This window comes from Streptomyces sp. NBC_01381 (assembly GCF_026340305.1).
Taxonomy (GTDB): domain Bacteria; phylum Actinomycetota; class Actinomycetes; order Streptomycetales; family Streptomycetaceae; genus Streptomyces.
On sequence record NZ_JAPEPI010000001.1, the window covers coordinates 532967 to 558799 of the forward strand.

At 68.1% G+C, this 25833-nt stretch carries 29 protein-coding genes; 11 read left to right on the top strand and 18 right to left on the bottom strand.

Annotation, left to right across the window (positions count from 1 at the left end; translation table 11 throughout):
- Positions 1–2 precede the first annotated feature (2 nt).
- The 9 genes from OG453_RS02595 to OG453_RS02635 all read right to left on the bottom strand — a co-directional run bounded on the left by OG453_RS02595 (position 3) and on the right by OG453_RS02635 (position 7150).
- Positions 3–890 carry a bifunctional DNA primase/polymerase gene (locus tag OG453_RS02595; protein ID WP_266864085.1) on the bottom strand — a complete coding sequence of 296 codons (888 nt, stop codon included), beginning with the start codon at positions 888–890 and terminating at the stop codon, positions 3–5.
- Positions 891–1470: 580 nt separating this feature from the next.
- Positions 1471–1935, bottom strand: a complete 465-nt coding sequence (locus OG453_RS02600) for a hypothetical protein (RefSeq protein ID WP_266864087.1) — start codon at positions 1933–1935, stop codon at positions 1471–1473.
- A 169-nt stretch (positions 1936–2104) separates the two neighbouring features.
- Positions 2105–4069 (bottom strand): plasmid transfer protein TraB, encoded by a 1965-nt coding sequence (traB, locus tag OG453_RS02605; protein WP_266869684.1) that lies wholly within the window; start codon positions 4067–4069, stop codon positions 2105–2107.
- Positions 4070–4127: 58 nt separating this feature from the next.
- Positions 4128–4688, bottom strand: coding sequence for a plasmid transfer protein TraA (traA, locus tag OG453_RS02610; RefSeq protein ID WP_266864089.1), 561 nt, complete (start codon positions 4686–4688; stop codon positions 4128–4130).
- Positions 4689–4705: 17 nt separating this feature from the next.
- The gene (locus tag OG453_RS02615; protein WP_266864091.1) at positions 4706–5206 is read right to left on the bottom strand and encodes a hypothetical protein; all 501 of its coding nucleotides are present in this window, start codon (positions 5204–5206) and stop codon (positions 4706–4708) included.
- A 48-nt stretch (positions 5207–5254) separates the two neighbouring features.
- Positions 5255–5632: an RRQRL motif-containing zinc-binding protein gene (locus tag OG453_RS02620; RefSeq protein ID WP_266864093.1), complete on the bottom strand. Its 378-nt coding sequence runs from the start codon at positions 5630–5632 to the stop codon at positions 5255–5257.
- On the bottom strand, positions 5632–6618 hold the full coding sequence (locus OG453_RS02625) for a DUF2637 domain-containing protein (protein ID WP_266864095.1): 987 nt from the start codon (positions 6616–6618) through the stop codon (positions 5632–5634). The genes OG453_RS02620 and OG453_RS02625 overlap by 1 nt, the downstream gene beginning before the upstream one ends.
- Positions 6615–6899 carry a DUF6303 family protein gene (locus tag OG453_RS02630; protein ID WP_266864097.1) on the bottom strand — a complete coding sequence of 95 codons (285 nt, stop codon included), beginning with the start codon at positions 6897–6899 and terminating at the stop codon, positions 6615–6617. The genes OG453_RS02625 and OG453_RS02630 overlap by 4 nt, the downstream gene beginning before the upstream one ends.
- The gene (locus OG453_RS02635) at positions 6899–7150 is read right to left on the bottom strand and encodes a DUF6284 family protein (RefSeq protein ID WP_266864099.1); all 252 of its coding nucleotides are present in this window, start codon (positions 7148–7150) and stop codon (positions 6899–6901) included. Before OG453_RS02635 ends, OG453_RS02630 begins: the two co-directional genes overlap by 1 nt.
- Positions 7151–7681: 531 nt before the next feature.
- On the opposite strand from OG453_RS02635, the gene OG453_RS02640 reads away from it, so the two are divergent.
- Both OG453_RS02640 and OG453_RS02645 read left to right on the top strand, forming a co-directional pair.
- Positions 7682–8422 carry a GntR family transcriptional regulator gene (locus OG453_RS02640; protein WP_266864100.1) on the top strand — a complete coding sequence of 247 codons (741 nt, stop codon included), beginning with the start codon at positions 7682–7684 and terminating at the stop codon, positions 8420–8422.
- The gene (locus tag OG453_RS02645) at positions 8415–8990 is read left to right on the top strand and encodes a GNAT family N-acetyltransferase (protein ID WP_266864102.1); all 576 of its coding nucleotides are present in this window, start codon (positions 8415–8417) and stop codon (positions 8988–8990) included. Before OG453_RS02640 ends, OG453_RS02645 begins: the two co-directional genes overlap by 8 nt.
- Before the next feature lie 237 nt (positions 8991–9227).
- On the opposite strand, the gene OG453_RS02650 is transcribed toward OG453_RS02645, so the two are convergent.
- Positions 9228–9446: a hypothetical protein gene (locus OG453_RS02650; protein WP_266864104.1), complete on the bottom strand. Its 219-nt coding sequence runs from the start codon at positions 9444–9446 to the stop codon at positions 9228–9230.
- Positions 9447–9600: 154 nt separating this feature from the next.
- Here OG453_RS02650 and OG453_RS02655 point away from each other — a divergent pair, with 154 nt between their 5' ends.
- Positions 9601–9837: a winged helix-turn-helix domain-containing protein gene (locus OG453_RS02655; RefSeq protein WP_266864106.1), complete on the top strand. Its 237-nt coding sequence runs from the start codon at positions 9601–9603 to the stop codon at positions 9835–9837.
- Between the two features lie 63 nt (positions 9838–9900).
- Here the strand turns inward: OG453_RS02655 and OG453_RS02660 are convergent, their stop codons facing one another.
- Positions 9901–10179 carry a hypothetical protein gene (locus OG453_RS02660; RefSeq protein WP_266864108.1) on the bottom strand — a complete coding sequence of 93 codons (279 nt, stop codon included), beginning with the start codon at positions 10177–10179 and terminating at the stop codon, positions 9901–9903.
- A gap of 419 nt (positions 10180–10598) precedes the next feature.
- Here OG453_RS02660 and OG453_RS02665 point away from each other — a divergent pair, with 419 nt between their 5' ends.
- Complete coding sequence (locus OG453_RS02665; protein ID WP_266864110.1) at positions 10599–11147, top strand: hypothetical protein; 549 nt, start codon at positions 10599–10601, stop codon at positions 11145–11147.
- A 481-nt stretch (positions 11148–11628) separates the two neighbouring features.
- Entirely contained in the window at positions 11629–12828 is a 1200-nt protein-coding gene (locus OG453_RS02670) for a pyridoxal phosphate-dependent aminotransferase (RefSeq protein ID WP_266864112.1), read from the top strand.
- Positions 12829–12935: 107 nt separating this feature from the next.
- Here OG453_RS02670 and OG453_RS02675 read toward each other — a convergent pair whose 3' ends face one another.
- On the bottom strand, positions 12936–13478 hold the full coding sequence (locus OG453_RS02675) for a YbjN domain-containing protein (RefSeq protein ID WP_266864114.1): 543 nt from the start codon (positions 13476–13478) through the stop codon (positions 12936–12938).
- 93 nt (positions 13479–13571) lie between these two features.
- Positions 13572–16193: an ATP-dependent chaperone ClpB gene (clpB, locus tag OG453_RS02680; RefSeq protein ID WP_266864116.1), complete on the bottom strand. Its 2622-nt coding sequence runs from the start codon at positions 16191–16193 to the stop codon at positions 13572–13574.
- Positions 16194–16367: 174 nt separating this feature from the next.
- Here clpB and OG453_RS02685 point away from each other — a divergent pair, with 174 nt between their 5' ends.
- Positions 16368–16781, top strand: coding sequence for a pyridoxamine 5'-phosphate oxidase family protein (locus OG453_RS02685; protein WP_266864117.1), 414 nt, complete (start codon positions 16368–16370; stop codon positions 16779–16781).
- Positions 16782–16890: 109 nt separating this feature from the next.
- Here OG453_RS02685 and OG453_RS02690 read toward each other — a convergent pair whose 3' ends face one another.
- On the bottom strand, positions 16891–17301 hold the full coding sequence (locus OG453_RS02690) for a hypothetical protein (RefSeq protein ID WP_266864118.1): 411 nt from the start codon (positions 17299–17301) through the stop codon (positions 16891–16893).
- A gap of 347 nt (positions 17302–17648) precedes the next feature.
- Here OG453_RS02690 and OG453_RS02695 point away from each other — a divergent pair, with 347 nt between their 5' ends.
- Both OG453_RS02695 and OG453_RS02700 read left to right on the top strand, forming a co-directional pair.
- Positions 17649–18638, top strand: a complete 990-nt coding sequence (locus tag OG453_RS02695; RefSeq protein ID WP_266864120.1) for a helix-turn-helix transcriptional regulator — start codon at positions 17649–17651, stop codon at positions 18636–18638.
- A 102-nt stretch (positions 18639–18740) separates the two neighbouring features.
- The gene (locus OG453_RS02700) at positions 18741–19631 is read left to right on the top strand and encodes a LuxR C-terminal-related transcriptional regulator (protein WP_266864122.1); all 891 of its coding nucleotides are present in this window, start codon (positions 18741–18743) and stop codon (positions 19629–19631) included.
- A gap of 47 nt (positions 19632–19678) precedes the next feature.
- On the opposite strand, the gene OG453_RS02705 is transcribed toward OG453_RS02700, so the two are convergent.
- From OG453_RS02705 to OG453_RS02715, 3 genes are all read right to left on the bottom strand, one after another.
- Positions 19679–20032: a Uma2 family endonuclease gene (locus tag OG453_RS02705; RefSeq protein WP_266864124.1), complete on the bottom strand. Its 354-nt coding sequence runs from the start codon at positions 20030–20032 to the stop codon at positions 19679–19681.
- Positions 20033–20332: 300 nt separating this feature from the next.
- Positions 20333–20584 (bottom strand): hypothetical protein, encoded by a 252-nt coding sequence (locus tag OG453_RS02710; protein ID WP_266864126.1) that lies wholly within the window; start codon positions 20582–20584, stop codon positions 20333–20335.
- 96 nt (positions 20585–20680) lie between these two features.
- Positions 20681–21925 (bottom strand): helix-turn-helix transcriptional regulator, encoded by a 1245-nt coding sequence (locus tag OG453_RS02715; RefSeq protein ID WP_266864127.1) that lies wholly within the window; start codon positions 21923–21925, stop codon positions 20681–20683.
- Between the two features lie 136 nt (positions 21926–22061).
- On the opposite strand from OG453_RS02715, the gene OG453_RS02720 reads away from it, so the two are divergent.
- From OG453_RS02720 to OG453_RS02730, 3 genes are read left to right on the top strand one after another with little or no spacing between them, the layout of a single operon-like run.
- Positions 22062–22391, top strand: a complete 330-nt coding sequence (locus OG453_RS02720) for a hypothetical protein (protein WP_266864128.1) — start codon at positions 22062–22064, stop codon at positions 22389–22391.
- The gene (locus OG453_RS02725; protein ID WP_266864129.1) at positions 22388–22738 is read left to right on the top strand and encodes a hypothetical protein; all 351 of its coding nucleotides are present in this window, start codon (positions 22388–22390) and stop codon (positions 22736–22738) included. Before OG453_RS02720 ends, OG453_RS02725 begins: the two co-directional genes overlap by 4 nt.
- Positions 22735–23001 (top strand): hypothetical protein, encoded by a 267-nt coding sequence (locus OG453_RS02730; protein WP_266864131.1) that lies wholly within the window; start codon positions 22735–22737, stop codon positions 22999–23001. The genes OG453_RS02725 and OG453_RS02730 overlap by 4 nt, the downstream gene beginning before the upstream one ends.
- Before the next feature lie 1211 nt (positions 23002–24212).
- Here OG453_RS02730 and OG453_RS02735 read toward each other — a convergent pair.
- Positions 24213–25820: a recombinase family protein gene (locus tag OG453_RS02735; RefSeq protein WP_266864133.1), complete on the bottom strand. Its 1608-nt coding sequence runs from the start codon at positions 25818–25820 to the stop codon at positions 24213–24215.
- Between the last annotated feature and the right edge of the window lie 13 nt (positions 25821–25833).

Genomic DNA, 25833 nt, shown 5'->3' on the forward strand with positions numbered 1-25833 from the left:
GGTCATAGTCCCAACCTGGTACGGGCGTTGGTCCACGCGTCGGTGCAGTGCCGCAAAGTTTCGCCCTTGGCCTGCGCGGCAGTGAACAGCCGCGCGACGTGGGGCTCGGTGAGGCAGCCACACCGGCCATGTGTGGACAGCACGGCGAGAAAGGTCCGATAGACGGTGGTGTGGATCCCGTCGCGAGCCTCGGTGATGCGCTTTTCCGCCATCGCGATGCCACGTTGCAGGTAGGCGGGCGTGCGGTGACGGCAGGCTCCTCCCCCCACCGGTGCGGGCACGGCGAGGACCTTCGGCTGTGGCCGCACCGTGGCTGGCTCCTGGACAGCCAGCGAGCACACGACCTGCGGCAACTCCGTGATGGTGCCGGTACCGGGGCCGAGCCACCGGGCGTAGGCCATCGTGGACTTGATGTCGACGCCGTCCCGGACGCCGTTCATGGAGCGCATGGCGCCTCGGTAGATCCAGTGCTCGCCTCGGGTGGTGGCCACGGTCTGCGTGGGCGGCAGGGTTCGGGTTGCCCAGGTGACGGCGGCCGGGTGGTCGAGGTCGACGACGGTGAGGCCGGCGCCGCCGGGGTGGTAGGCCACCGCCGCCGCCTCGCGCCACGGCCGGTCCCACGTCGGCGAGTTGATTACGTCCGGGTCGGTGGTGGCGGCGGACCACGCGTGGCACGGGGCGGGGCAGGTGCAGGGGCCGGGGGTCTTCATGTTCGGCCGGCCGCCGCAGGCGTTCTTGGTGCATGCCGGGCAGTTCCCGAACGGCACCTTCCCCGCCCGCAGAGGCAGCACGGGCACACCGCCGTCTGCGAGATCCAGGGCGGTGCGCAGGAGCGCGGTGGGCAGTAACGGCCGGTGGCCCACTCGCCGGTTGTCGGTGGGTTGCGTCATGCTGGGTTCCTCCACAGGTCTGTAGTGGGCAGGTGGACAAGGGCGGCCCCGTTCTTTGGTGAGATGCGGGGGCCGCCCTGCTGTTGTGGACGGAGGCCGTGGCCATCCGGAGGTGGGTCTTGGTGGAGTGGATGACGTTGGCCAGCACCATCGTTGGTGGAGGGATCGCCACCACTTCAGCGGGATTTCTTGAGCGCAGGCGGTGGAAGCGAGACCGGGGCGATCAGCACATCGAGATCCGGCGAGTCCTCTACGGCTCATATCTCGCAGGCTTGGCGAGGGCGCGGCATTCCTGCAGCGTTCTGGCACGAGAGGCGGAAGCGTCGCCAGATCAACGTAGGAACGCCGTTTGGGAGGCTTTCGAGCCCTGCATCGGTCTTCGCTACGAACTTGCGATCTCTGCTCCTGCGTTCGTTGTGACACCGGCAGAGAACACCTTTCGCAGGCTGCGTAGCTTGCGGGACGCTGTTGCAGACGGCTTACTGGCTGAGAGCGAGGAGTACGCGCGCCATCGACAGAGCTACGACGAGGCTCACTTGGCCCTCCGGAGCGCCATGCGAACTGACCTAGGCGCCGAGTCTTAGCCGTGGAAGTGGTTGCGCTTGATGACGGCCTTGCGGATGTGGAACGTGGTTCCGCCGCTGCCCCGGCTTGTGCCGAGGATCTGCACGGCGATGAAGCCGCCGAAGATGACCGCGGCCAGGATGATGAGCTGCTGCACGAACGCGGCGAGCGCGGCGATGAAGCCGGTGAGCAGGAGCAGGCCGCCGCAGACCGCGGCGAAGCCGATGCCGCCGAGCGCGATGTTCACCGCGGTACGGCTCACGGCGGGCTGCGCGGCCGGGGCGGGCGCGGGTGCCGGGGCGGTGGGCGCGGGGGTGAGGGTGTAGCCGGTGACGACGCGGCCGTCGGGCAGGACGATGGACTGCACCGCGGGCACCTGGCCCGACTGCACGGGCACGAGCGGTGCCGCGTGCGGGGTGGCGGGGGTGATCGGGATGGGGTGGTGGACTTCGAGGGCGGTGGGCTGCTCGGGGTAGGCCATGAGGCGCTCCGGCGGGTAGGGCAGCGGGCCCGCGTGAGGTGTGACGCGGGCCCGCGCGCGGGTGTGACGGAGAGGTGTGATGCCGTGTGACGGGGCGCTGTGATGGCGCGTCACACGTGCGCCTGCCTAGGGGTTTGGGTGTGACGCGGCCCGTCACATGTGACGGGCGTCAGGCAGCTGTGAGGGCGGGAACGATCCGCCACCGGCCGGTCTGATCGGTCGGCTCCAACCGGCCTTCCAGAGCGGCATCCTTGAGCCGCTTGGACACCCAGGAGCGGCCAAGGTTGTTGCGGTCGCACCAGTCGGTGAAGTCCTTGGGACCCACCACCATGCGCCCCTCCTCCTCAAACTCCGCGAGCGCCTCATCGAGCAGGCGCCGAGCATCCTCCGGGGAGGGCTTGCGGCCCTGCTCCTGCCCGAACACCGGTGTCTCGTCCCCCGGCTGGTTCTCGGGGAGTTCGGCCTCGGGGTCGATGTGCTCGTCCTCGGGGTCGACGCCCGCGCGCTGCTCCTCGTCCAACTCGTCCTCCTGCACGGGGGCCGCCGGGCTCTCCGGTCGGGCACGGTCGGTGTAGGCGCGTCCGGCGACGCTGGCCGCCGCACCGGCGGTGACGGCGTCGAGGGGCATGCGGATGTCGGCGAACTCCCGGTCGGCCCATTCGAGGGTCACGGGGTCGTTGCGGAAGGTGCGGGCCGGGTTGGCGTACAGCTCCTCTTCGATGCCTGCGGCGACGAGGTAGCAGTAGCCGGGCTTGCGGTTCTTCCAGGCGCCGGGGTTGGCGCCCGCCTCCAGCACCTCGTCCGGCAGGGCGAAGCTGGCGTCCCGCTCGTCCACGCCGAAGCACAGCGAGGCGGGCAGGGAGGCGCGGGTGTCGGTGCTGATCTGGTAGCCGCTGGCCCGCTGCATGGAGATGATCAGCGAGATACCGGCGGAACGGGCTTCTTGGGCGATCGTGGTGAACACGTCGTCGTCCAGCCGGGCGAGGGTGTTGGCGGCCTCCTCGAACCAGGCCAGCAGGTAGGCCATGCCCTCGCAGCCGCAGGCCCGTCCGTCGCCGCGGCAGGAGTGCGCGGGGTTGTTCTGTATCTCGGCGGCCTCGGGGCACCAGGCGCGGTAGCTGTGCGCGCCGAGCCACGCGGTACGAGCCGGGATCGCAGCCTTGACGGCCTCGATCATGATCTCGGTGTCCTGCGGGGTGGTGGCCACCCAGTCGCAGGCCGGGAAGATCTCGCCGAGGTCCTGGCCCTTCTTGACGTGGTCGGACAGCCACACGGCCACATCGCGGCGGGTCATGACCTCGGTGAGGATGTCGAGTGCGCCCTCGGTCTTGCCCGCGCCGGTCTGGCCCATGATGAGCAGGTGGATGGCCTGCGGCAGCGTGAGCAGCAGGAGTGAGCCGTCGTCGTAGACGCCGATGACCAGCGGTTCGGCGATCGAGCCGCCCGGCTTGGACGGGCCGGGGTACCAGGTGACCTGCTTGAGCATGTCCTGCGGCACGATGACCAGTTCGCCGCGGCGGGCCGATTCGGGGTCGGGCCGGTAGCGGACCGCGTTGGGCGGCACGTCCAAAGCGCCGGCCAGTTTGGGCAGCGCCTTGGCCATGTCCTCGTTGGTCGCCTCCCCGGCCGGTAGGGCGTAGGGGGCGGTGACCCGGTTGGGCTCCACCTTGGCCGCACCCAGCTTGGTCCCGGCAAGGCCAACCTTCTCCAGCAGGCCCGCGTCCGCGCCCTCACCACCGCCGTCGGGGTTGTGGCGCATGAGCATGCGCACGTTCCACGACAGCGCGACCGCCGGGCCGCCCATCAGGTACAGGTCGTCCAGCGGTCCGGCGGTGGGTCCGGCCAGGCACGCGGCAGTCAGCCACGCCGAGCCGAGCCCGGTCGTCAGGGCGGTGTGGAAGCGGCGCTGCTTGCTGGTCGTCTTGCCGATCAGCCAGGCGCCGCCCGACAGGGCGACGGAGGTGAGCGTGAGGCCGACCGCGGCCGGGGTGCTCTCATCCCACCGCAGGTGGCCCAACAGCCCGGCCAGGCCGATGCCGCCCACCCCCAGCCAGGGCGGGAGGTGCGGCTTGGCCCGGTGCAGCAGGTAGGCGCCCACGCCCCCGCCATCCGCGTTGCCCCGCTGGGCCTCCATCAGCTGGAGGATCTGGGCCTGTTCGTTGTCACTGCGCTTCATCACGGGTGCTGCCTCCTTACTGCTGGGCCCAGTTCATGACCGGCTGCTGCGGCTTGCGGGCGCGGTGGCGCACCCGGTTGATCTCTTCCTCGTACTGCTGCTGGAAGGTGGAGTACGCGGCCGCGGCGTTCTTCGCAGCACTGCGCAGGTCATCGGCGGCCTTGTTGACCTTGCGGGTCACCTTCGCCGCCCGGATGCGGGAGCCGAACGCGCGGCCCTCCGGGTCCGGCACGGCGGCCAGCACACCCTTGAGGATCTCGGCGGCCATGGCCACCTCGATGGACAGCGTCACCCCCGCCGCGCGCAGCGTGTTGCAGTAGTTGCGCACCTGCGCGGGCGAGGTGAACTCCGGGGCAGGCAACAGGGACTGGGAGTTCGAGCCGCCCCCGTTCGAGCTGGCCGTGCCCTTGTTGTTGTTCACCGTGACGTTGATCGGCGGGACGAATGAGCCGCCCATCGCTCCAACGAATCCGCCGGCCGCGCTGGCGAACTTGTCGGTCTTGGACGAGCCGTTGGTGGGGGCGGTGTTGGTCCGGGCGTGCCGCGCACGCTGACCAGCGGTGTTGTTGCGTGCCATCAGACGATCTCCTGAGGTCAGTGCGTACGGCGGACGATGAGCCAGGCGGTCTGCGCGGCGAGCAGGGTGAGGAGCCAGAGCAGCTCCAGCGGGCCCGCGAGCGGCCCGAAGGCCGCGGCGAGCGCCACCCAGGCGGTGGCGGTGGTGGCAAGCAGGGTCAGGCCGATGCGCCAGCCCAAGACGCCGCGGTCGGCGGCGGGGCGGCGGCGCTGGGTGATGAGCAGCCACGCCAGGGGGCCTGCGGCGAGCGGGGCGAGCAGCAGCCCGGACCACCAGGCCAGCGCATGCAGCACCGCGGTGCCGGGCAGGGCCAGCACGGCGAGGGCAAGCGGGGCCAGCGAGCGGCGGTTCTTCCACAGGAGCCGCCCCAAGAAGCCGAGCGCTTCGCGGGACAGGGACGGGCGGTCGGGCACGACCACGATGAACGGCTGGCTGGAGCGCTGGCGGGGGATGCGGACGGTGGTCGCTCCGGCGGGCGCCTTCGCGGTGCGCGTGCGGGAGCGGGTACGGCTGGACACAGCGGATCTCCTCGCGGTGAGGGAAGCGGATTGGGGGTGCTGTGCAGGTCAGGCGGCGCGCTGTTCGGTGCGGCGGATACAGCGCTCGCAGGCGCCCATCGAGGTGCGGATGACGTATCCGGCATCCCGCCCACAGGCGGGGCAGGTCCGGCGCCGGCGCATCATCGCCTCGTGCGCCCGCCAGCGGGCGGGCGTCATGGGCCGGACCGGTTTGGCCAGGTCGAGGCGGTAGAGGTAGGCCACCGCGATACCGCGCGGGTAGCGCCACATCAGCTGTGCGGCCACCTCCTGCCCGCCGGGCCGCAGCCCCTTAACCCGCAGCTGGGTCCGGGTCGCCAGACCATCGGGAGCGCACCGCAGCGGGTAGGTGGGGATGTCGTACGTCGTGCCATCAGGGTCGAAGTAGCGGCCCAGGGTGCGCGGCATCAGACCATCGCCCCATCAGACTCGAAGACCGAGTTTCCTGCGTCGCGCAGTTCCTGGTAGCGGGTGGAGACCCAGCCGACCGACCAGCCGCACAGTTCGGCGGCTGATCGCACCGGAAGCCCCGCCTGGAACGCGGCCCGCACGGTGGCGCGGGCCCGCTCCTCGGGAACCTTCTCCATGGCGGGACCGGCGGCCAGCAGGGCGGCGCGTTCACGCTCGGCCCGCGCCTGATGCTCGGCCCGTTCACGGCGTTCACGCTCCGCACGTGCGGCCCGCTCGTGTTCGCGGCGCTGGGCCTCCTCGCGCTCACGGCGTTCACGCTCGCGCTCAGCGCGTTCACGCTGCTCCCGCTCGGCCTGCTCGCGGGCCGCGGCACGCTCGTGCTCCTCACGGCGGACCCGTTCCTCGCGCTCGGCCTGCTCGCGGATCAGGCGAGCCTCGTGTTCACGCTGTTCACGGGCGAGCATCGCGGCGTGCTCGCGCTCCTCACGGGCCCGCCGCGCGGCCGACTCACGGCGCTCGGCCACCGCCCGCTCACGGGCTTCCCTCTGCGCTTGCTGCCGCGTCTCCAGCTCGCTCACTGCGGCGGCGATGGCCCGCCGGTAGGCGAGCCCGGTTTCCGCGGTGACGATCAGCAGCAGCGGGGCGACCGCATGCACGGCCACACCCACCAGGTCGTTTTGCAATGCGGAGTCCGCGACGTTCAAGGCCAACGTCATGCAGCCGGTCATCCAGCGCAGGGCGATCGGCCACCGCCCGCCGTGTCCCCCGAGCCGGGCGAGCACCGCATCGAGCCGGACCACGATCACCACCGCGGCATCGACCACGAGCGGCAGGATGGGCGCCGTCCAGTCCCACTCGTCCGGGGTGTGCTCGGCCGCGAGGGGTGTGACGGTGAGGATCGAGTAGAGCATCGCGCCCGCGACGATCAGCCACGTGCCGATGGACAGTGCGCGCTCGGCTGAACGGATCTGAACGCTGTTCACGCGTCCGCCTCCGCCCGTGAACGCACCTGCACCGCAGCGATCAGACAGACCGGCGAGGCAGGGTCATCGAGGGTCTCGCTGTACTCGGTCCAGATCCACTCGGCACCGGGGACCGGCTCGAAGCCGAGCCCGCTGAGCGCCCGCGCGCGGTCCGTGAACGTGGGAATCGGTGCGGGGGCGAAGGTGTGCTCGGGCCACGGGTCGGTGGTGTTCAGCAGCACCACGTACAGCCGCCAGCGGCCAGCCCTCATGGACATTTGCGCGGTGAACTCCTGCGACATCAGGCCACCTCCGGCGAGGAGGCAGCGCCGCGGTTCGCCAGCGTGCGGCGGATGGCCAGCGCCTTGCGCCGGGCCCGCCGCACACGGCGTGCGTCCAGCTCCGTGACCGGCCGGTCCAACAGGCTGATCTGCACGTCCAGCAACTCGACCTCCGCCGTGATCAGCGGCATCTCGCCCTCGATGGCGTCCAGCTCCGCGGCCGTCGGCCCGCGGTCGGTAACAAGGGCCTGAACTGTGCCGATGTGCTTCATGGGTCGTGTTCCTCTCGCAGGTAGGACGGCCCGAAAGGCGGCCCCGGAGTTGCACCTCCGGGGCCGCGCGCCGTTGAAGTCGGTGAGAATCCGGCTCCCCTCAGCGCTGCTCGTACGAGACGAGCAGCGGAGGCAACCGGCCGCAGCCGTTGGGCCGCGAAGCAGTTGGGATGCGCTGTTCCACGCACGGGACAGGACCCGTACGCGCCCGCCCACTTGTTGCGAGGTGGGGCGGGACTCCCTCAAGCACGCTGTTCAGTTCTCAAGGCGCCACAGGGCGCTGCAATCGCATGCGATGAGCGTGGTAACCCCTGGCCGGGGCTCCCGCCTTCACGGGACTCATCGAGCGCGTTCAGTCCAGCCATAGCTCTGTACGGGCCACCTCTTCCGACTTGTCTGGAGGAGTGGGCGTGGCAAGAGTTTGCACACCCTGGCCTTGGAAGGTCAAGCCTTCTCGTCTAACTTGTATGGAGGAGTTGGAGCGCAGAGAGGAACACACAGATGCGACGGGGACTGACGAAGTCTCAAGAAGTGGCTGCTGACCTGCGAGAACAGATCAGTTCCGGAGAGCTCGGTGGAGGCCAAGCACTTCCGAGCGAATCCAAGATGATGTCCGCCTACGGATACAGCCGAGAGACCATCCGAGCGGGCGTGCGCATGCTCATCGATGAGGGGCTGGTGGTTACGGGGCAGGGGTCCGGCAAGTACGTGCGGGAGGACTATCCGCCCGTGATCTGGAACTGGTCGACCCTGGAAAGCCGCAGCCGCCACGCCAACGCCGTAGAGGGAAAGACCTCTGGCGACCAGTGGGCGACAGCCGTGACTGAGGACGGGAAGAGCCCCCGACAGGACATCAGCGTGAGCATCGTGGAAGCGCCGGAACACGTTCACGAGGCGCTCGAACTTGCTGACGGAGCGCTGGCTGTCTGTCGGCAGCGCGTGCGCTACATCGACAACCGACCGTACGCATTGGCGGACTCATACTTCCCGCAAGAACTCGTCAACGGCACACCACTGATGGAGCCCCGTGACGTGTCGGCGCCCGGCGGGGTACTAGCTTCCGTGGGCCTGATCCAGTCCCGGTACCGCGATGAGATCGCGGTACGTATGCCTACTCGGAAGGAGGCGGAACTGCTCGCTCTCCCGGCTGCAACGCCCATCGCTGAGCACACCCGGACTGGCTACGACGCGGACGGAAAGCCCCTTCGCTGCATGGTCACCATCCTCCCCGGAGACAGGCACAAGATCCTTTATGAGGTCGACAGTGACTGAGGTACTTCGCCCCGCCGGCCCCGCGGACGTAGACGCGCTGATGGCGCTCCGCACGGAGGCGGAGGGGTGGCTCAAGGACAAGGACACCGACCAGTGGAACGACACTGAGACGGGCACCCGAGCCATCGCAAAGTGGCGGGCGACCATCGACGACGGGCGCACATGGGTGGTCGTGGACACGGGGACGGGCGAGACCCTCGCAACGGTGAGCCGTGGCCCGGCAGACCGTGACTTCTGGACCGACGCTGATGTGCTGGAGTCTGGGCTCCACCTGTACAAGCTCATCGTGTCTCGGAGCGCTTCCGGGCGTCAGCTGGGCGCCCGGGTGGTCGACTGGATGTCGCGACTCGCAGCGCTGGAGGGGCGGGATTGGTTGCGCATCGACACTTGGCGAACCAACACAGGACTGCACAGGTACTACGAGCAGCTCGGGTTCAAGCACGTGCGCACTGAGGCTCCCGCACACCGGCTCTCTGGCTGGATGGCTCAGCGTCCCGCGGGGGAACTTACGTATCCAGAGGCCCTGTTGGCGGTCTCTGGGGCTGGCTCGCGTGGCACCAGTCACTGACGGCAGGTGACGTCGAACCTGGCTACTCCTGTCCGAACCCCACCGTGCGCTTCGGGCAGTGAGGGCCGCACTCGTACACCTCGATAGACAAGTCGTGAGCGTCGGCGTGCCCTTCGGCGCGGCCGGCGGACCGGGCCCCTTTCCCGAGCAGCTCGCCACACCAGCAGCACTGCCAGCCGAGGTACTGCCAGGCGTTGAGCTTCTCTGCGGGCGGCGGTTTTGGCCGCCAGGTCTCGGTCATGGCTGGTCGGCGTAGGGGACCAGGTTGTGCTTCTCGCGGCAGGAGAGGCAGGCGAACTGCACGCCGCCCGGTCCGGAGCCCTGCTCTTGCACGTTGATGACACGGGTATCGGCGCTATAGCCGAGGTGCCAAGAGCAGTAGCTGTAGCTGACCGGCGCCGTCGTGGCCGTGCTCGGGCTGTCCGGGGCATTCTGATTCTGCGTACCCTCGTTCATGTCGACTCCATCCAGTCGTCCACGCCCCTGGGTCGTTCGCGCGACCGCAGGGGTGATGCGTGTTCACGCAGGGTAGTACTAGCTAGCTAGGGTAGCTAGGCCAGACAGGCATTCTCGTCTCGCTGACCAGGCTTGCACTGCCTAGCTTCGGATCATGGACTGGAAGCCGGACATCCCGCGGTGGAAACAGGTGTACGCGCTCTTTGAGCAGCGGATTGCCGACGGCGAGTATCCGCCGGGGAGTCAGTTGCCCGGTGTTCTCGCGATCCAGAGTGAGTTCGGTATCGCGCAGATGACGGCCCGGCGTGTCCTCACCGAACTCCGGAACGCAGGGTTGGCGCAGATGCAGCCGGGCATCGGGACGTTTGTCACTGAGTTGCCCAGGCCGTAGCGGCGGTGTGCCTCTTTCGCGGGTCAGCGGTGGGCGACAGACCGCATGCCGCGGCGCAGCCAGCTATTCGACCGGACCCTCTTCCGCGTGCCGTACGGCCTTCTTCGCGGTCATCTCGACCTCGTGCCGTGGCTGCCCTGTCTCCGTGGCGTGCACAGTGACGGCCACCTGGAACGCCTCGGCCGCGTCAGCCCAGCGGCGCCATTGCACCGCATACTCCTCGCCGTCGAGGCCCGCAAGCTTGGCCCGCTCTTCCTCGGCGGAACGTTCCAGCATGATTAATTCATCGGAGATGTCAGCCACGACCGGATCGTAGACGTGGCCATTGACGGTATTCAGCACCCAAGACATCGAGCCTGGTCGACATAGCAGCTTCGGGGCCAGGTCAAAGCCTCCCCGGGCACCGCCAGGGCTTAGGGCCGGTTTTCGTTCCGATGTTCCTCAACCCCCATGCCGCACACAGTGGGTCGTACCCCTCGGGTGAGGTGCGGTGCTGCAACGGATCGGGGCTGAGTGAGGCCCTCTTGGACGCTCTAGCCGCTAGCCGCTTAGGTACGAAATGGTCTACATCGAGCCCCGCGGCGTCTGTAATGGCGACGTCGTCGTATATGGCGGACTCTTGGACTCTCCCGGTGTTGGTCCCCTCCAGAATTCGTACTCAAATCTTCCTCAAGTCACTTCTGTCGCGCCCTTCGCGGATGATCACCTATCCATGACCAAAGCAACACCTGTTCCAACTCACTTCCAAACTGGGGCGAGCTATGCAGAGCAAGCTGATTCGACGGGGGGCCGCGGCCGCGGCTCTGACCGTGGGTCTTGTCGGCGCCGGAACGACAGGTTCCGCACACGCCGCACAGCCGCAGACCGGCCGTGCGACAACGGTCACCGAGGCCGCTGCCAGCGACGATGGGCTGGCCAGGAGGACGGCCAAGGTACGTTCCATCGGGACTAAATGTGGCAAGAAGCCGATGGCCCTGGCTTCCGGTCCGGGCGGAATGACCCTCAGCATCGAGGAGACCCGCACCAGGGGCACGGTGCTCTCGAAGAAGATCGATCTCGCGAAGGGCGGCATCAGCGCCGGGGTCGGATGGGACGTGACCAGGTCCCGCAGCATCGCGATTCGGGGCACGTGGGACGTGCCCAAGAAGTACAAGCGCGGCTATCTCAGGGCATACACGAAGTACGCCGGCAAGAAGTTCAACGTGCAGCGCCTCACCATGCACACCGAAAATGACTGGGTCACCATCCAGAAGAACAAGAAGGCTTGGAAGCCGATCGGCGTCTGCTTCAAGAAGGTCGGGAAGCGGTAGGGACAAGCCTCCGCCTCGACACCGCTCGCATGGGGAAGCCCCGGTCGCCCGCCACTCGCGGGCAACCGGGACTCTCTGTTGTGGCCACGTTCGAAACCTTGATCAATTCATCGGAAATGCCCGCCCCGAACGGATCTTAGGCGGGCGGCGACGAAGCATGCGTCAACCTGACTGACGGGGCGTCCCATCCAAGTCGACCGGCGATTACTGTCCCGCACGCCACGCCGCGTTCTGTGACGCCGGTGCCGCAGGCCAAGCACTCAGTTCTCCCGGCGCCCCGGCATCGACGCCTTCGTGCAGGGCGGAGTCGAGGGAGAGCGGGGCCGTCTCTGGGCCGTCCAAGGAGGATCGGCAACGACCGACAACGGCCAACAACGACGGCTCCGCCGCAGGTCAGGGGCCACACCCCGGGCATCACTTCAGGCCCCAAGCCCCGTACGTGAGTTGAGGAAGTCCAGAGGTTCGGCGCAGGATGGCGGCCATGACCTCCACTTCCGGGAACGGCCGCCCGCTGCTCAACCGCCGCCTCGCCGAGTTCGGTACGACGATTTTCGCCGAGATGTCCGCGCTCGCGGTGAAAACGGGCGCGATCAACCTCGGCCAGGGCTTCCCCGACACGGACGGTCCCGAGGAGATCCGCGAGGCCGCGGTCCGCGCGCTGCGCGACGGCCGCGGCAACCAGTACCCGCCGGGCCCCGGCATCCCCGAGCTGCGCACCGCGATCGCCGACCACCAGCGGCGTACGTACGCACTCAGCTACGACCCCGACCGCGAGGTCCTGGTCACGGCGGGCGCCACGGAGGCGATCGCGGCGTCGCTGCTCGCCCTGGTGGAACCGGGCGACGAGGTGATCGCCCTGGAGCCGTACTACGACTCATACGCGGCATCGATCGCGCTCGCGGGCGGCAAGCGGGTCCCCGTGACCCTGCGCCCGGACCCGGCGGAAAGCCGCTTCCGGCTCGACCTCGACGAGCTGCGCGACGCGATCACGCCCCGCACCCGGCTGCTCCTCCTCAACACCCCGCACAACCCGACCGGCACGGTCCTCACGCGCGATGAGCTGACGCAGATCGCGGCGCTCGCCGTCGAACGCGACCTCCTCGTCATCACGGACGAGGTGTACGAGCACCTCGTCTTCGACGACGGCGACGGCACGACGCACATCCCGCTCGCCTCCTTCCCCGGCATGCGCGAGCGCACGGTGACGATCGGTTCCGCGGGCAAGACGTTCTCGTTCACCGGCTGGAAGGTCGGCTGGGTGACGTCGACGCCGGAGCTTGTCACGGCGGTCCGCTCGGCCAAGCAGTTCCTGACGTACGTCGCGTCGGGCCCCTTCCAGTACGCGATCGCCGAGGCGCTTGCCCTGCCCGACACGTACTTCTCCTCGTTCCGCGAGGACATGCGCGCCAAGCGCGACCTGCTCGGCGCGGGCCTGACCGCGGCGGGCTTCGACGTCTACCGTCCGGCGGGCACGTACTTCATCACCACGGACATCCGCCCCCTGGGCGAGTCCGACGGCTTCGCCTTCTGCCGCGCTCTGCCGGAGCACATCGGCGTGGTGGCCATCCCGAACGCGGTCTTCTACGACCACCGGGACGCGGGGGCCCCGTTCGTACGGTTCGCCTTCTGCAAGAAGGACGAGGTTCTGGCGGAGGCGGTCTCCCGCCTGAAGTCGCTGTAGCTGCCGACCGGTCCCGTTTACGCCGACCGGTCCCGTCACGCACGAGAGCCCGGCCGAGGTGATGCACCCCGGCCGGGCTCTCGCGTACGTAGGTGAAGCGTGCGGGCTCAGGCCTCGTCGTCGCCCGGCTTCTCGTCGCCGTCGGCGGAGTCGACGTCGGCCTCCAGGCCGAGCTGCTCGACCAGCCAGCGGTCGAACTCGATCGCGGCCCGCACCCAGCTGACCGTCGACGAGACGAAGTGCTCGAGCGCGACGCCGGTGCCGATCAGCATCTGCGCCTCGCCGATGAGGCGGACGGTGCCGTCGTCGTGGGTGTGGGTGTAGACCTTCGGCCACAGCGTGCGGCGGTTCCAGTCGTCGATCGACTCGAGGAGCTGGGGCTTCTCGTCGATCCCGTGCGCGCGGTCGTAGAACGTCCGGACGGAGAAGACCTGCTGGTCGCCCTCGCCGCGGAACATGAAGTACGTGCGGAACTCCTCCCACGGCGCCGCGAGGTCACCCTCTTCGTCGACGACGTGCTTGAGCTCCATCTGGTCCAGAAGCTGCTTGACCAGGTCCTGGTCGGGGACAACGGGGCCCGCCGGTCCATCGCCCTGCGGCTGTTCGGGCTGTCCCCCGAAATTCGGAATCGAGGACGGGTCGATGCTCACGTGCTTAGTCCCTTCGTACGGATTCCGCCATCCTCCCCCATGTCGGGCGGGGGCCCGCAACCCCCGCCCCGCATGTGTCCGGCTTCTGTCCGCTTACAGCGTCTTTCCGGTGGACGCCGCAGCTGAATCCGGTGCCGCGGGTCCGACGATCAGACCGTCACCGAACGTGTCCACCCGGACCGTGTCGCCGTCCTTGACCTCGCCCGCGAGGATCTCCTTCGCGAGCCGGTCGCCGATGGACGTCTGGATCAGACGCCGCAGCGGGCGTGCGCCGTAGGCCGGATCGTTGCCCTTGTCGGCCAGCCAGGCAAGGGCGTCGGGGGTGACGTCCAGGGTGAGCCGCCGCTCGGCGAGCCGCTTGGCGAGCCGGCCGATCTGGAGCTCGGCGATGTGCGCGAGCTCGTCCTTGCCGAGCGCGGAGAAGACGACGAGGTCGTCGAGCCGGTTGAGGAACTCCGGCTTGAAAGAGGCCCTGACGACTTCCAGAACCTGCTGCTTCTTCTCCTCCTCGCTCGTCAGCGGCTCTACCAAGTACTGACTGCCGAGGTTGGAGGTGAGGATCAGGATGGTGTTGCGGAAGTCGACCGTCCGCCCCTGCCCGTCGGTGAGCCGCCCGTCGTCGAGCACCTGGAGCAGGACGTCGAAGACCTCCGGGTGCGCCTTCTCGACCTCGTCGAGGAGTACGACGCTGTACGGCCGGCGGCGCACCGCCTCGGTGAGCTGGCCGCCCTCCTCGTACCCGACGTACCCGGGAGGGGCACCGACCAGCCTGGCCACGCTGTGCTTCTCGCCGTACTCGCTCATGTCGATGCGGACCATGGCCCGCTCGTCGTCGAAGAGGAAGTCGGCGAGGGCCTTGGCCAGCTCGGTCTTGCCGACGCCGGTGGGCCCGAGGAAGAGGAAGGACCCGGTGGGCCGGTCGGGATCGGCGATCCCGGCCCGCGTGCGCCGCACGGCGTCCGACACGGCCCGCACGGCCTCGGTCTGCCCGATGAGCCGCCTGCCGAGCTCGTCCTCCATGCGGAGCAGCTTCTGCGTCTCGCCTTCGAGGAGCCGCCCGGCGGGGATGCCGGTCCAGGAGCCGACCACATCGGCGATGTCGTCCGGCCCGACTTCTTCCTTCACCATGGTGTCCTTCGAGACCTCTTCCTCGGCCTCGGAGGCGACCTCCAGGTCGTGCTCCAGGGTCGGGATCTCGCCGTAGAGCAGCTTGCTCGCGGTGTCGAAGTCCCCGTCGCGCTGGGCGCGTTCGGCCTGGCCGCGCAGTTCGTCGAGCTTCTCCTTCAGCTCGCCGACGCGGTTGAGGGACTGCTTCTCCTTCTCCCAGCGGGCGTTGAGCCCACGCAGCTCCTCTTCCTTGTCGGCGAGATCGCGCCGCAGCTTCTCGAGCCGCTGCTTGCTCGCCGGGTCGGTCTCCTTGCTGAGGGCGAGCTCCTCCATCTTCAACCGGTCGACGGCGCGCTGGAGTTCGTCGATCTCGACGGGGGAGGAGTCGATCTCCATACGCAGCCGGGAGGCGGCCTCGTCCACGAGGTCGATGGCCTTGTCGGGCAGGAAGCGCGACGTGATGTACCGGTCGGAGAGCGCGGCCGCGGCGACGAGTGCGCTGTCGGCGATCTGAACCTTGTGATGGGCCTCGTACCGCCCCTTGAGCCCACGAAGAATGGCGATCGAGTCCTCGACGGACGGCTCGGCGACAAGCACCTGCTGGAAGCGCCGCTCCAGGGCGGCATCCTTCTCGATCCGCTCGCGGTACTCGTCGAGGGTGGTGGCCCCGACCATCCGCAGCTCACCGCGGGCGAGCATGGGCTTGAGCATGTTCCCGGCGTCCATGGCGGAATCTCCACCGGCACCGGCCCCGACAACCGTGTGCAGCTCATCAATGAACGTAATGATCTGCCCGTCGCTCCCCTTGATCTCGGAGAGGACGGTCTTGAGCCGCTCCTCGAACTCGCCGCGGTACTTCGCGCCGGCGACCATCGCACCGAGATCGAGGGAGACCAGCCGCTTGTTCTTCAACGACTCGGGCACGTCCCCCTTGACGATCCGCTGGGCGAGCCCTTCGACGACGGCGGTCTTGCCGACGCCGGGTTCGCCGATGAGGACGGGATTGTTCTTCGTACGCCGGGAAAGCACCTGGACGACCCGCCGGATCTCCTGATCCCGCCCGATGACGGGATCGAGCTTGCCCTCGCGGGCCGCGGCGGTGAAATCGGTCCCGAACTTCTCCAGGGCCTTGTACTGACCCTCCGGGTCGGGTGTGGTCACCCGGCGTCCTCCCCTTGCCTTCTCGAACGCGTCGAGCAGCTTCTTCGCGGTGGCCCCGTGCTTGCCCAGGACCTCACCGGCGGTGCCGCCCTTGGCGGCGGTACCGATCAGCAGGTGCTCGGTGGACAGGTAATCATCGCCCAGCTCCTTCGCTCGCTGCGCGGCGTCGGCGATGACGGCGAGGAGCTCGCGGTTGGGCTGCGGCGGCGCGACGGTGGAGCCCGTGACGCGGGGCAGGCCGCTCAGCGCCCGCTCGGCGTCGCTGCGGACGGCGACCTGATCGGCCTCGACCGCGGCGAGCAGGTCGGTGATGTTCTCGTTGTCCTGCCCCTCAAGCAGCGCGAGGAGCAGGTGGGCGGGGGTCAGGTCCGGGTTCCCCTCGGACACGGCCCGGCTGGTGGCCGCGTTGATCGCGTCCCGGCTCCGGTTCGTCAGCTCGGCGTCCACGTGCGTCTTCTCCTCCTTGCGTACTACTTCAGCTGCGTACTGCCTTAGGTGCGTACTGGCGGTCCTTTTCCGACTGTGACTTTGTAAGTGTACATAAAGTTGAGTCGATCCCACTCAAGGGAGATGCCGGGGGTGGGGCCGGGCCCCGGTCGCCCGGCGGCTAGGTTCCACCCCATGGCCATGGACCCCCTGAACCCGACCCCCGCGTACCTCAGCTTCTGGCGCGAACGGCACCTCTGCACCCTGACGACCCCACGCCCGGACGGCACCCCGCACGTGGTCCCGGTCGGCGTGACGTACGACCCGGAGGCAGGGGTGGCCCGCGTCCTGGCCAACAAGTCGAGCGCGAAGGTGGGCCACATCCTCGCGGCGACGGGCGTGGACGGGCCAGGGCCGCGGGTGGCGGTCTGCCAGGTGGAGGGGCGGCGCTGGGCGACGCTGGAGGGGGTGGCGACGGTGCGTACGGAGGAGGCGGCGATAGCCGAGGCGATGCGGCGCTACGAGCAGCGCTACGGCAGGGTGCCGCGCCCCAACCCGGACCGGGTGCTGATAGAGATCACGCTGACGCGGGCGATGGGCAAGGCATAACGGCCGCTCCGGGTCCGCACACACCACAGCGGCGCCACCGTGTTCAGGTCCACGGTGGCGCCGCTGCTGGGGGAAGCACCTGCGCGATTTACAACGACGGGGGATCGCGTCAGGCGCTGCGGGGGGTGGCTGTAATGGCTCTTGTAGTGGTGGAACTGGTCGAGCTGGTGGAACGAGTGGTGGAACTCTGCTGCTGTTGTTGCTGCTGCTTCCGCTGACCCGGCTGTTCCGGCTCGCCGACCAGCTGATGGTCACGCCGATCGAGATTGACGAAGACCATCCCGTACCGAATGGCACACCGCACGGGCTGTGGCGCACCGCGCGGCCTCCGGAGGCACCGGTAGGCCCGGATCTCCTCTTCCTCGTCCCGGGTGACGACGATGGGCTCGCCGAGAAGAGTGACCATCAACGAGTCGCCGGCGTGGGGTATCGCGGTGGCGAGATCGATGAAGTGCCAACCGGAGCGGTAGGCGGTGGCCATTTCTCGGCGGAAGGTGCGGTCGTCGGGAGGGGTGCTCATGCGTCAGCTCCTGCCGGTGCAGCGTTCCAGCCAATATCACTGGCCCCAACGGACGCTGGGGGTCCGTTCCAGCCAATATCGCCGGGCGCCGGGGATATGGAGTTCCTGAGCATTGGCTCACCCTGCGAGGCAGACGCGAGCGTACTCACCCCGCCCACGACCAACCCGGCGGAGAAGACGGCGACAAGCACCGAGCGAAGCATGTTCTTAAACATGGTCGGCTTCGTCCTCACTTGATAGGTTCCACTCCCCCGGCTCCAACAAGACGATGTCTCAATCGAGCACGTCAAAGCCACAGAGTGGATGCATCATGTTCCTGCACGTTCAGGACCCTGGGGGGTGGAGATTTGCTCACAACACACGCGAAACCGGCACATCCGCACCCCTCAACCCCACTCTGTGATGAGGGATCACGGCTGTACGCCACCGCCCTGAGCGATGGCCGGCTGGCGCGTACCGAGGCCGAGAACGCGCCTTGCCTGGTGGAATCGGCCCTGCTGCATCCGGACCCGGACGATCCGAAGTGGCTCCGCCCGGTTTCCCCGTCCGCCGCTCTCGCTCAGCGCCTCCACCCCATCGAGCGGGAGATCCAGGAACGTCGTCGGATCGCAGTCGAGCTGGCCGATGCCTTCGAGCCGTTCATGGCGATCACCGCACGTCCGGAGCCCGCGACGCACGCGATGACCGTCCTGGAAGGCGATGCGCGCATCGAGGAGTCCATCGAACGCGCCACTGCGGAGTGCCGCCACGAAGTACTCACCGTCCAGCCCGGAGGCGGGCGCAGCGAGAACACGCTCAACGCGGCGCTGAAGCGCGGGCAGGCCGTCCTCGACCGTGGTGTCACGATGCGCACCCTGTACCAGCACACCATGCGGCACAGTCAGGGAACGCTCGCCTACGCGGCACGGATCGCTCAGGGGAACGTGGAGATACGGACCCTGGAAGAAGTGATCGACCGGTTGCTGATCTTTGACCGCACCGTCGCGTTCATACCGGCACGTGATGATCGGCAAGTCGCTCTGGAGCTCCGCCAGCCCGGCCTGGTCGAGTACCTGGCCAAGGTCTTCGAGCAGCTCTGGAGCCGCGCGACGCCGCTCCTCGAAGAGGTGCCCTACGCCCCCACCACCAATGGGATCACCGGCGTACAGCGCTCCATAGCCAGACTCCTCATCGAAGGCCACGTCGACGAGGCAATCGCCCGCCGCCTGGGCATGAACGTCCGCACCTGCCGCGCCCACATCGCCAAGATCGCCGCCGCCCTGGGCAGCGGAAGCCGCGCTCAACTCGGTTATCTGATCGCCCAGTCCGGAATTCTCGATCCGGAGCGCCCAAGATGAGACGGCGCCACCGGGAGTAGCCACTTCAACCGTGGCCCTCATCGTCGACCGTATGCACCCTGCATAGAATCACCGCGCTTCAACGAAGCGGGAGGGGCGTACATGACGCAGGGGCACGTGCCGCACACGGTCGAAGAGCTTTGCGAGGCAGGCGTTGCCCTGTACGCCCGAGCCCTGCGCGACGGCCGCGTCCATTCCGGAGACGTCGAACAGACCCCCTGCCTCATCGACTTCGGCCTGCTCCACCCGGACCTCGACGACATGCGGTGGCTGTGCCCCGCTGCCCCCTCCGATCCGTTCATCACTCTCGATGCGACACTCACCTCCACCGGAGAGGTTCCCGCGATCACCGTCCTCGACGGCCTCGAAAGCATCAACGCGGCCATCGACCGGGCCATGCTCGACGTCACCGAGGAGTTTCTCGCCGTCCAGCCCGGCGGCACGCGCCCGCCGGAGACCTTGGCCGAGGCCTTCCCCCGGGATCAGGCGATCCTCAGCCGAGGCTGCCGCATGCGGACGCTCTATCAGCACACAACGCGTCATTCCCTGCCCGTACTTGCCTACTTCGAGCGATTGGAAGGGGACGCCGAGGCCCGTTCCCTCGACGAAGTCACCGAGCGCCTCTTCGTCTTCGACCGGACAGTGGCCTTCATCCCCGCGAGCAAGGACCGCAGCCTCGCCCTCGCAATCCGGCACCCGGCCCTCGTCGAGTATTTCGCCACCACTTTCTGGCGACTGTGGCAACTGGCCACCCCCATGTGGCCCCAGTCCGCGCCCCAGCCCTCTGAAGACGGCATCACCACCCGCCAACGCGCCATCGCCGCGCTGCTGATCGAGGGCCTGACCGACACCGAGATCGCCACCCGCCTCGGCCTGAACGTCCGCACGGCCCGCGTCCACATCGCCAAACTCGCCGCACTGCTCGGCAGCGAGAGCCGAGCTCAACTCGGCTACCTCATCGGCCAGTCAGGAATCCTCGACCGAAACCGCTGAGGTCTCCCGACTGCGATGTACCCAACTGAGCGAGCGATTCGGAGCCGTCAACCCCGCCGCGCCCCCGTGATCGCCTCACCGATCGTGAACCCCTTCGCCGGCCCCTCGGGGATCGTGACCTCGGTCCCGTACGGGACGCGGTGGACGCCGACCCAGTCGGCTTTCTCCGGCTGCGGGTCGGTCAGGACGGTGACGGTTCCCGCCGTGTCGTCGACGATCACGTATACCGGGATCCCGGCACGGGCGTACTCCCGCCGTTTTCGCACTCGGTCGCGGTCCTGGTCACCCGCTCCGGGTGAGATCACTTCGGCGATGACACGGACTCCGGCGGTGCTGATACCCAGCTTGTCGTCCGTCACGTATCGCTCTGCATCTCGCGTCGTGACGAACAAGTCGGGCACCCACACGCTCCCTTCATGCAGGACGTGCGTGCCGTTCCGCGCCGCGAAATCCCCGCCCCGGAGGTACTCCCCCAGCCCTCACTCAGCAAGTGAACGATCTGGCTGTGCGCATAGCGTCCGGTGGGCGACACCTCGATGGCTCCCTCGATGATCTCGGCGCGGTAGCCCTCAGGGAGGGTCATCGCCTGCCATGCCTGTCGCAGCACGTCGGCAACTGACATGGGTTAGTTCTCCTGGGGTTGGCGACTTGGCGCCACGGTAGGTACGTCGGAGGCGCCGACCTAGGGAAACGTCCCCCGGTCACCCGATGCGGTGAGGGCGGAACGGTCCCCCGCCCTCGGCCCCGCCCAGCTCGAACCACACCCCCTTCGCAAACCGCCCCGCCCTGTCGTCCGCCACGCCCCACGTGTCGGCGAGTTCCACGACCAGGGCCATGCCCCGGCCCCAACAGGCGGCCGCGCCCGCTGCCGGATGGGTCACCACCGGTGGGTCCGGGCTCTCGTCGAAGACCGTTACCCGTAGGCGGGTGAGGGTCAGCAGGATGCGGAGCATCGCGGAGCCCTTGGTGTGCAGGTGGACGTTCGTGATGAGTTCGCTAGCTACTTGCGAAAGTACGTCTTGAGCACTCCGCTGACCTGCGCGAAAGCCCTAGGCGTTGATCAGGTGCCCGTGATCGTGCAGCAGATCGCGGACTTCAGGCACTTGCTGGAAATCCTGGAGGCGCCGGAGCACAACGCGGGAGCGCTCGGCGGTGCGGTCGCTGGTCACCTGCGAGGACAGCGATACGACACGCCGGGCTTCCTGCGCGGCCTGCTCGGGCTCATTGGCGTCGGCCAGGGCGACAGCGAGCCATGACCGGTACAGGGCGACTTCGCGGGCGTGCGTGGCGTCGTACCGGCCGAGGACGTCCGTCAGGAGCGGGACGGCCCTCAGGGGGCGGTGCAGCTCCGTGAAGACTCGGGCGTCCATCACCTCAAGCTCTTCACGGCTCACCCAGTACGCCCACTGGGGCGCTGCGTCGTCACTCGCCTCGGACAGGGCGTCGTGTGCCTCTCCGAGGGCGCGCACGGCAGGTTGGGCCTCGCCTGCGCGTGTGTGTGCCCAGGCAAGGCGGTCGAAGAACAGGGCGCGGGTCTTGGGCGGTGCGTCCGGTCCGGCTTCGTCGAGTGCTGCGCGGGCGAGGTCGATGCCCGCGCGCTCCTGTCCGGTGTTGCTGAACTGGTAGGCGAGGCTGCCCGCGAGATTGCCGACCAGAGTCGTGTCACCGGCCTGCCTCGCCGCTGCGATCCCAATGCGGTAGGCCCGTTCGGCTTGGCCGTGCTGTCCGGCGTCGCTCGCGATCCAGCCTGCGATCTGGGCCAGTTCGCCGACCTGCACGAGTAGTGCACGGCCGATGTCCTCAGTGTGTGCGCGTTCCCGGTACAGCTGCAACGCCGAGTTGAGTTCCCGAAAGGCGGCGCCCATCAGGTCGCCCCCGGCCAGCACATCATCGGCGAGCCGCAAGCCGTGGACACGTGCAGCGAGAGCAGATACCTCGTCGGCGCCGATGTGACGGCCCGTGCACACCGAGGGTGGCTCCAAGGGGTCGCCGGGCGGAAGTAGTTCGGCGAGGGTGGCGGCCGGACCCGCGAGAGGCCCTGCGGTGTCTCCGCGTGCGTAGGCGGCGGCCCGCTCCAGGTCACTCGTTGGGACCTTCAGAGCGTCGGCGATGAATGGGAGCCACGATTCCGGGAGGCGTTCTCCACGCTCCCAGCGTGAGACCTCGTTGCGTGTCACGGACTGGATGCCGGACAGCACGCAGAGCGTCGCGGCGAGCTGGCGCTGGCTCTTGTGAGCGTCCCGCCGCAGCCGTGCCAAGTACGCGCCGAACTGCTGTCGCCTGTCATCGCTCATCCGCTGGCCCCTCCCTCCCCTCAGTGTGGCCCCTCCCTGGCCCCCTGTCCGGCTCCTCTGCCAGGCCTGCCCCAAACGGTTCGATGAGGTTTCTGTCTTCGACAGACCCCCGCGACCGCGCTAACGGCCCGGGGGCATGGACAACCTGAAAGTGCAGGTCGACATGAATCACGGTATCGCCCGCTTCATCGAGCCGCTGTTGCGGCTGTTGCTTCCCGCTCCGGGACGCCATCGATCCCCCGAACCGCCCTCATCAATGCCGTCCGTCGACGCGCCAACCAGGCCCTTGCCGCGCGTGCCCGTGCTGCGGGGCGAGGACATCGGTCTCGTCCGCCCGTACCTGGTCGCCTTCGAGCAGCGACAGGAAGGACGTCGGCAGAGGGGACGGCGGCGTGCGCTGTGGCTGGCCATGCATGGCGTGGACATCGGCCCTCGCCTGATTCACGGGGTGGAGGTGACGGCATGACGTCTCACATGCAGGTAGCACGACGGTTGCCGTGGTCGACGCTGGAAGGCAATCCCTGCTACCTGGTCGGCAGTGCAACCGGGTTCCTATCCAAGGTGGCTGACAACATCGAGAGCGTCCAACTCGGGATGGCGAGTGACCTTCTGGGGCATGCGGGCGATCTGCTCGCCGACCCCAAGGCCACGCCCGAGGAAGTCCGCTTTGTGGCCTCCCGGCTGACCGAGTCGCTCCGTGAAGTTCAACGGATCGCAGAGAGCCGGGGAGACCGCTTGTCCGAACTCGACTGGGACGACACGGCCGAGGGTGACGACGATGGCCCGCAGCTTCCGGCGGGGGCTTTCGGATGAGTGAGGGCAGCTTGCCGCGGGGCCGCTACGTGCCGCTCGAATGGACGCTGGCGGCCATGCCTGGGATGACCGTGCGGCATGTCGGCAAGTGCCTCGTCTGTAGCCATCACTCGCTGGATACGGCTGATCCGGATGAGGCGCAGTTGTGGTGTCTCAGGCACGCGGGCATGACGCGCCATAGCGGCTATGAGCTGTCGGCGTTTCAGTTCTTCAGCGCCACAATTACTGATCCTGCGGTGGGTGAGGCGGGCTCGCTGACATAGAGCAGGGCGGGGCTGGCGTGGCCTCACTCCGCCAGTCCCGCTCGTTCGACTCCCCCGACCTGGAAGGGGAGAGTGGTAGGCGCTAGTTCCCCCGGTCTGCCGCTGCGACCCCGGTTCTCTCTTCTGTGAGAGAGCCGGGGTCGTGCCATGCCTAGTGACTGTGGTGGCTTCTCCGTTGCGTCGGAGTGTGGGCCTGAGCAGGGGTAATGGTGCGCGGCGATCGCGCCGCCTGCCGCAGAGGCTTTGGGCGGGAGCTGCCATGGGGCGAGTGAACAGGGGGCCTTACGCTCGCCAGCGGATCGGGTAGTCCTTGGGACCTGCCCGCAAGAGCCCGATCGGCCCCCTGTTCTTAGAGGCTCGCCCCATGGTGGCTGCCTAAAGCCTCGGAGGCCGGCGGCGCCCCAGCCACATCGTGGTACCGCTCAGCGCCTGGTCGCGCCCTTAAAGAACAGAGAAGAAGAGTTACGCCGATCCGGTCGGAGTGGCCTTCGCACGCTCAGGGTTACATGCGGTTGCCGGGCGGTGGCCGTCCGGACGGGACCGGCCGAAGGCCGCACGCCCGGCCGGTACGGCCGAAGCCGCCCGGCGCGCCGCAGGCGCGCCCTTGAGCAAGTAAAGAGAAGTTACTCCGATTCGGCTCGGCGGCCTGCTCGATCTTCCTCTGGTCGCCGAGAGGGCGCGGCTCGGCGCTGACTGGGGTGCCGAGTTGTGGCCTGACGCCGATCCGGTCCGCGCGAAGCTTGAGTGCAGCTCTCTGGCGGGGCGTGGTGCCGCGTACAGGAACTCAGTGGACCTGTCCGGGCGTTGGCCGGGATAGTGGGTGGTCGAGCTGCTGGGCCATCCCCATCAACTCACTCTTCTATCTCTCACACTCTTCCTCTTCCTCAGATTCAGAGACGAGACGTTCGCTGCCCCGGCCTGGCGCGTCGGGAACGGCCCCAGACGAGACGCCACTCTGACCGTCTGCCTGGAAGAGGAGAGTTCCAGTGACTGAGCGTCGTACTCGTCGCCGTCCGCCCTGTGCTCCGCATCTCACGCGTGAGCAGTGGCTGTCCCTGCATGTGAGCCGGGCTCCCAAGATCACGCCCGAGCAGTGGCGAAGGACCCGTGCCATATTGCGTGGCCGGGACAGCACAGCCTCCGAATAGGCGTGAGCCCCGGTGACCGCGAAGGCCATCGGGGCTCACGTCTGTATGCCGCCATTCTCTGAATCAGTGCGGCATCGGCTTCCATACCGGCGCGAACGCCTCGTGATCGAATTTGTGCCCCAAGGGCCGTGCGGGATGCACCATGACTGCCTGCAAGAACTGGCCCAGGATGGCCCGCTTCCCGGGAACGGTCGCACTCTCCCAGTCGGCGCGCACTTGATCGGGGCTCTTGAGTCGTTGGTCCCGGTCCACCTGGACGCGGCGCGCCTTGTTCAGAGCGGAGGTGAGCTGCCTCTCCTGGGTTTCCAGACCCGGCACGACCGCGAAGAACGATTCCGGGCTGACCCTTCCGTCCCGCATTCCTTCCCGCATCATCTTCAACCGTCCTTGCACATCCGCAAGTTCGACGATGACCGCGTCATCGCCGTGCCAGTCCCGGTCGGGCTGGTCGTCCTTCGCGTCGGGTTGGTTCGACTCCAGATGCAGGAACAACAGATCCTCGATGAGCTGATCGACCTGTGCCATGCCGCGCTGCGAGCCACCGCAGCCGCCCAGGTTCTTGCCCGGACAGCAGTAGATCCTCGTCTGCTTTCCGGAGCGGTGATGCTTGATGGACTTTCCGACCATGGCCCGGCCACACGGCGTTCCGTCCTCCTTGGGTCGTGCGCATCTCAGCAGCCCCGAGAGAAGGTATTTCTTGGTGTGACTCGGGGTGAACTCAAGACCCTCTTTGCGGCGCTCGTACTCCGTCACGAAGGCTTCCCACTGCTCGACGGTGACGATCGGCTCCCAACTGCCCATTACAAAGGCGCCATCAGCATCCCGCAGGGCGAGATCTCTCGGTGATCGGGAGATCGGGGAACGCCGCAGGACTGCATCGGCCCCGTCCTGCTCGCCGTCCTTGATGCGGCCCCGCCCCCAGTAGGGCACGATCCCCGCCGTCCTCGGCGACAGCAGCATGTTGCGGACCGTGGTCAGGTACCACTGCTTCGCGCGCACCGGAGCAATACCGGAGTCGGTGAACATGCGGGTCACGCTGGACCAGCTCTCGCCGTCGGTGAATCCAACGATGCCCTTGCGTATCAGCTCGGCCTCGCCAGGCTCGCGAGTGCGGCGGTCTACCTGCCAGCCAAAGGCACGGGTCGGTGGCAGGCTCAGCCCCTCCTGGGCGCGCTGGAGGCGTTCGCGCGAGACTCGGCGGGCTGTGTCGGCGCTGCTCTTGTTGGCCATCGCCATCAGCACCCGCGCCATGGCCTTGCCGTTCTCGGTCATCAAGTCCAGCGAGCCCGTCACCCCGGCGACCGGCCGCCGGTAGTGGTCCACCAGGTCGATCAGGTCCTCAAGGTCGCGTGGCTGGCGGGCCAGGCGGTCCAGGTCGTAGACGATGATTCCGTCTATGGCGCCGTCCTGGTAGTCCTTCAGCATCTGTCGGAACTCCGGCCGGATCACTCGCCACACGTGACGGCCGTCCGGCAGCTCGATCCGCTTGCGCTTGTAGGCGGACGTGTCGTTCTCCGGGTAGATCTTGCCGACCGTCCAGCCTAAGCGCTTGGCGAGTTGTTCTACGTCCTCCCGCTGCCGGGTGACGCCCTTCTCTTCCTCCGTCGGGTCCAGCGAGATCCGTACGTACCCACCTGCGTGCTGCGGCTTCCGGCTACTCGAAGTCTCCATGAATCGAGCGTAC

Coding starts and splice junctions, on each gene's coding strand:
- OG453_RS02595 (WP_266864085.1), bottom strand. CDS start 890: ATGACGCAACCCACCGACAACCGGCGAGTGGGCCACCGGCCGTTACTG.
- OG453_RS02600 (WP_266864087.1), bottom strand. CDS start 1,935: ATGGCCTACCCCGAGCAGCCCACCGCCCTCGAAGTCCACCACCCCATC.
- traB (WP_266869684.1), bottom strand. CDS start 4,069: ATGGAGGCCCAGCGGGGCAACGCGGATGGCGGGGGCGTGGGCGCCTAC.
- traA (WP_266864089.1), bottom strand. CDS start 4,688: ATGGCACGCAACAACACCGCTGGTCAGCGTGCGCGGCACGCCCGGACC.
- OG453_RS02620 (WP_266864093.1), bottom strand. CDS start 5,632: ATGCCGCGCACCCTGGGCCGCTACTTCGACCCTGATGGCACGACGTAC.
- OG453_RS02630 (WP_266864097.1), bottom strand. CDS start 6,899: ATGTCGCAGGAGTTCACCGCGCAAATGTCCATGAGGGCTGGCCGCTGG.
- OG453_RS02635 (WP_266864099.1), bottom strand. CDS start 7,150: ATGAAGCACATCGGCACAGTTCAGGCCCTTGTTACCGACCGCGGGCCG.
- OG453_RS02650 (WP_266864104.1), bottom strand. CDS start 9,446: ATGAACGAGGGTACGCAGAATCAGAATGCCCCGGACAGCCCGAGCACG.
- OG453_RS02655 (WP_266864106.1), top strand. CDS start 9,601: ATGGACTGGAAGCCGGACATCCCGCGGTGGAAACAGGTGTACGCGCTC.
- OG453_RS02665 (WP_266864110.1), top strand. CDS start 10,599: ATGCAGAGCAAGCTGATTCGACGGGGGGCCGCGGCCGCGGCTCTGACC.
- OG453_RS02670 (WP_266864112.1), top strand. CDS start 11,629: ATGACCTCCACTTCCGGGAACGGCCGCCCGCTGCTCAACCGCCGCCTC.
- OG453_RS02685 (WP_266864117.1), top strand. CDS start 16,368: ATGGCCATGGACCCCCTGAACCCGACCCCCGCGTACCTCAGCTTCTGG.
- OG453_RS02690 (WP_266864118.1), bottom strand. CDS start 17,301: ATGAGCACCCCTCCCGACGACCGCACCTTCCGCCGAGAAATGGCCACC.
- OG453_RS02700 (WP_266864122.1), top strand. CDS start 18,741: ATGACGCAGGGGCACGTGCCGCACACGGTCGAAGAGCTTTGCGAGGCA.
- OG453_RS02710 (WP_266864126.1), bottom strand. CDS start 20,584: ATGCTCCGCATCCTGCTGACCCTCACCCGCCTACGGGTAACGGTCTTC.
- OG453_RS02715 (WP_266864127.1), bottom strand. CDS start 21,925: ATGAGCGATGACAGGCGACAGCAGTTCGGCGCGTACTTGGCACGGCTG.
- OG453_RS02720 (WP_266864128.1), top strand. CDS start 22,062: ATGGACAACCTGAAAGTGCAGGTCGACATGAATCACGGTATCGCCCGC.
- OG453_RS02725 (WP_266864129.1), top strand. CDS start 22,388: ATGACGTCTCACATGCAGGTAGCACGACGGTTGCCGTGGTCGACGCTG.
- OG453_RS02730 (WP_266864131.1), top strand. CDS start 22,735: ATGAGTGAGGGCAGCTTGCCGCGGGGCCGCTACGTGCCGCTCGAATGG.
- OG453_RS02735 (WP_266864133.1), bottom strand. CDS start 25,820: ATGGAGACTTCGAGTAGCCGGAAGCCGCAGCACGCAGGTGGGTACGTA.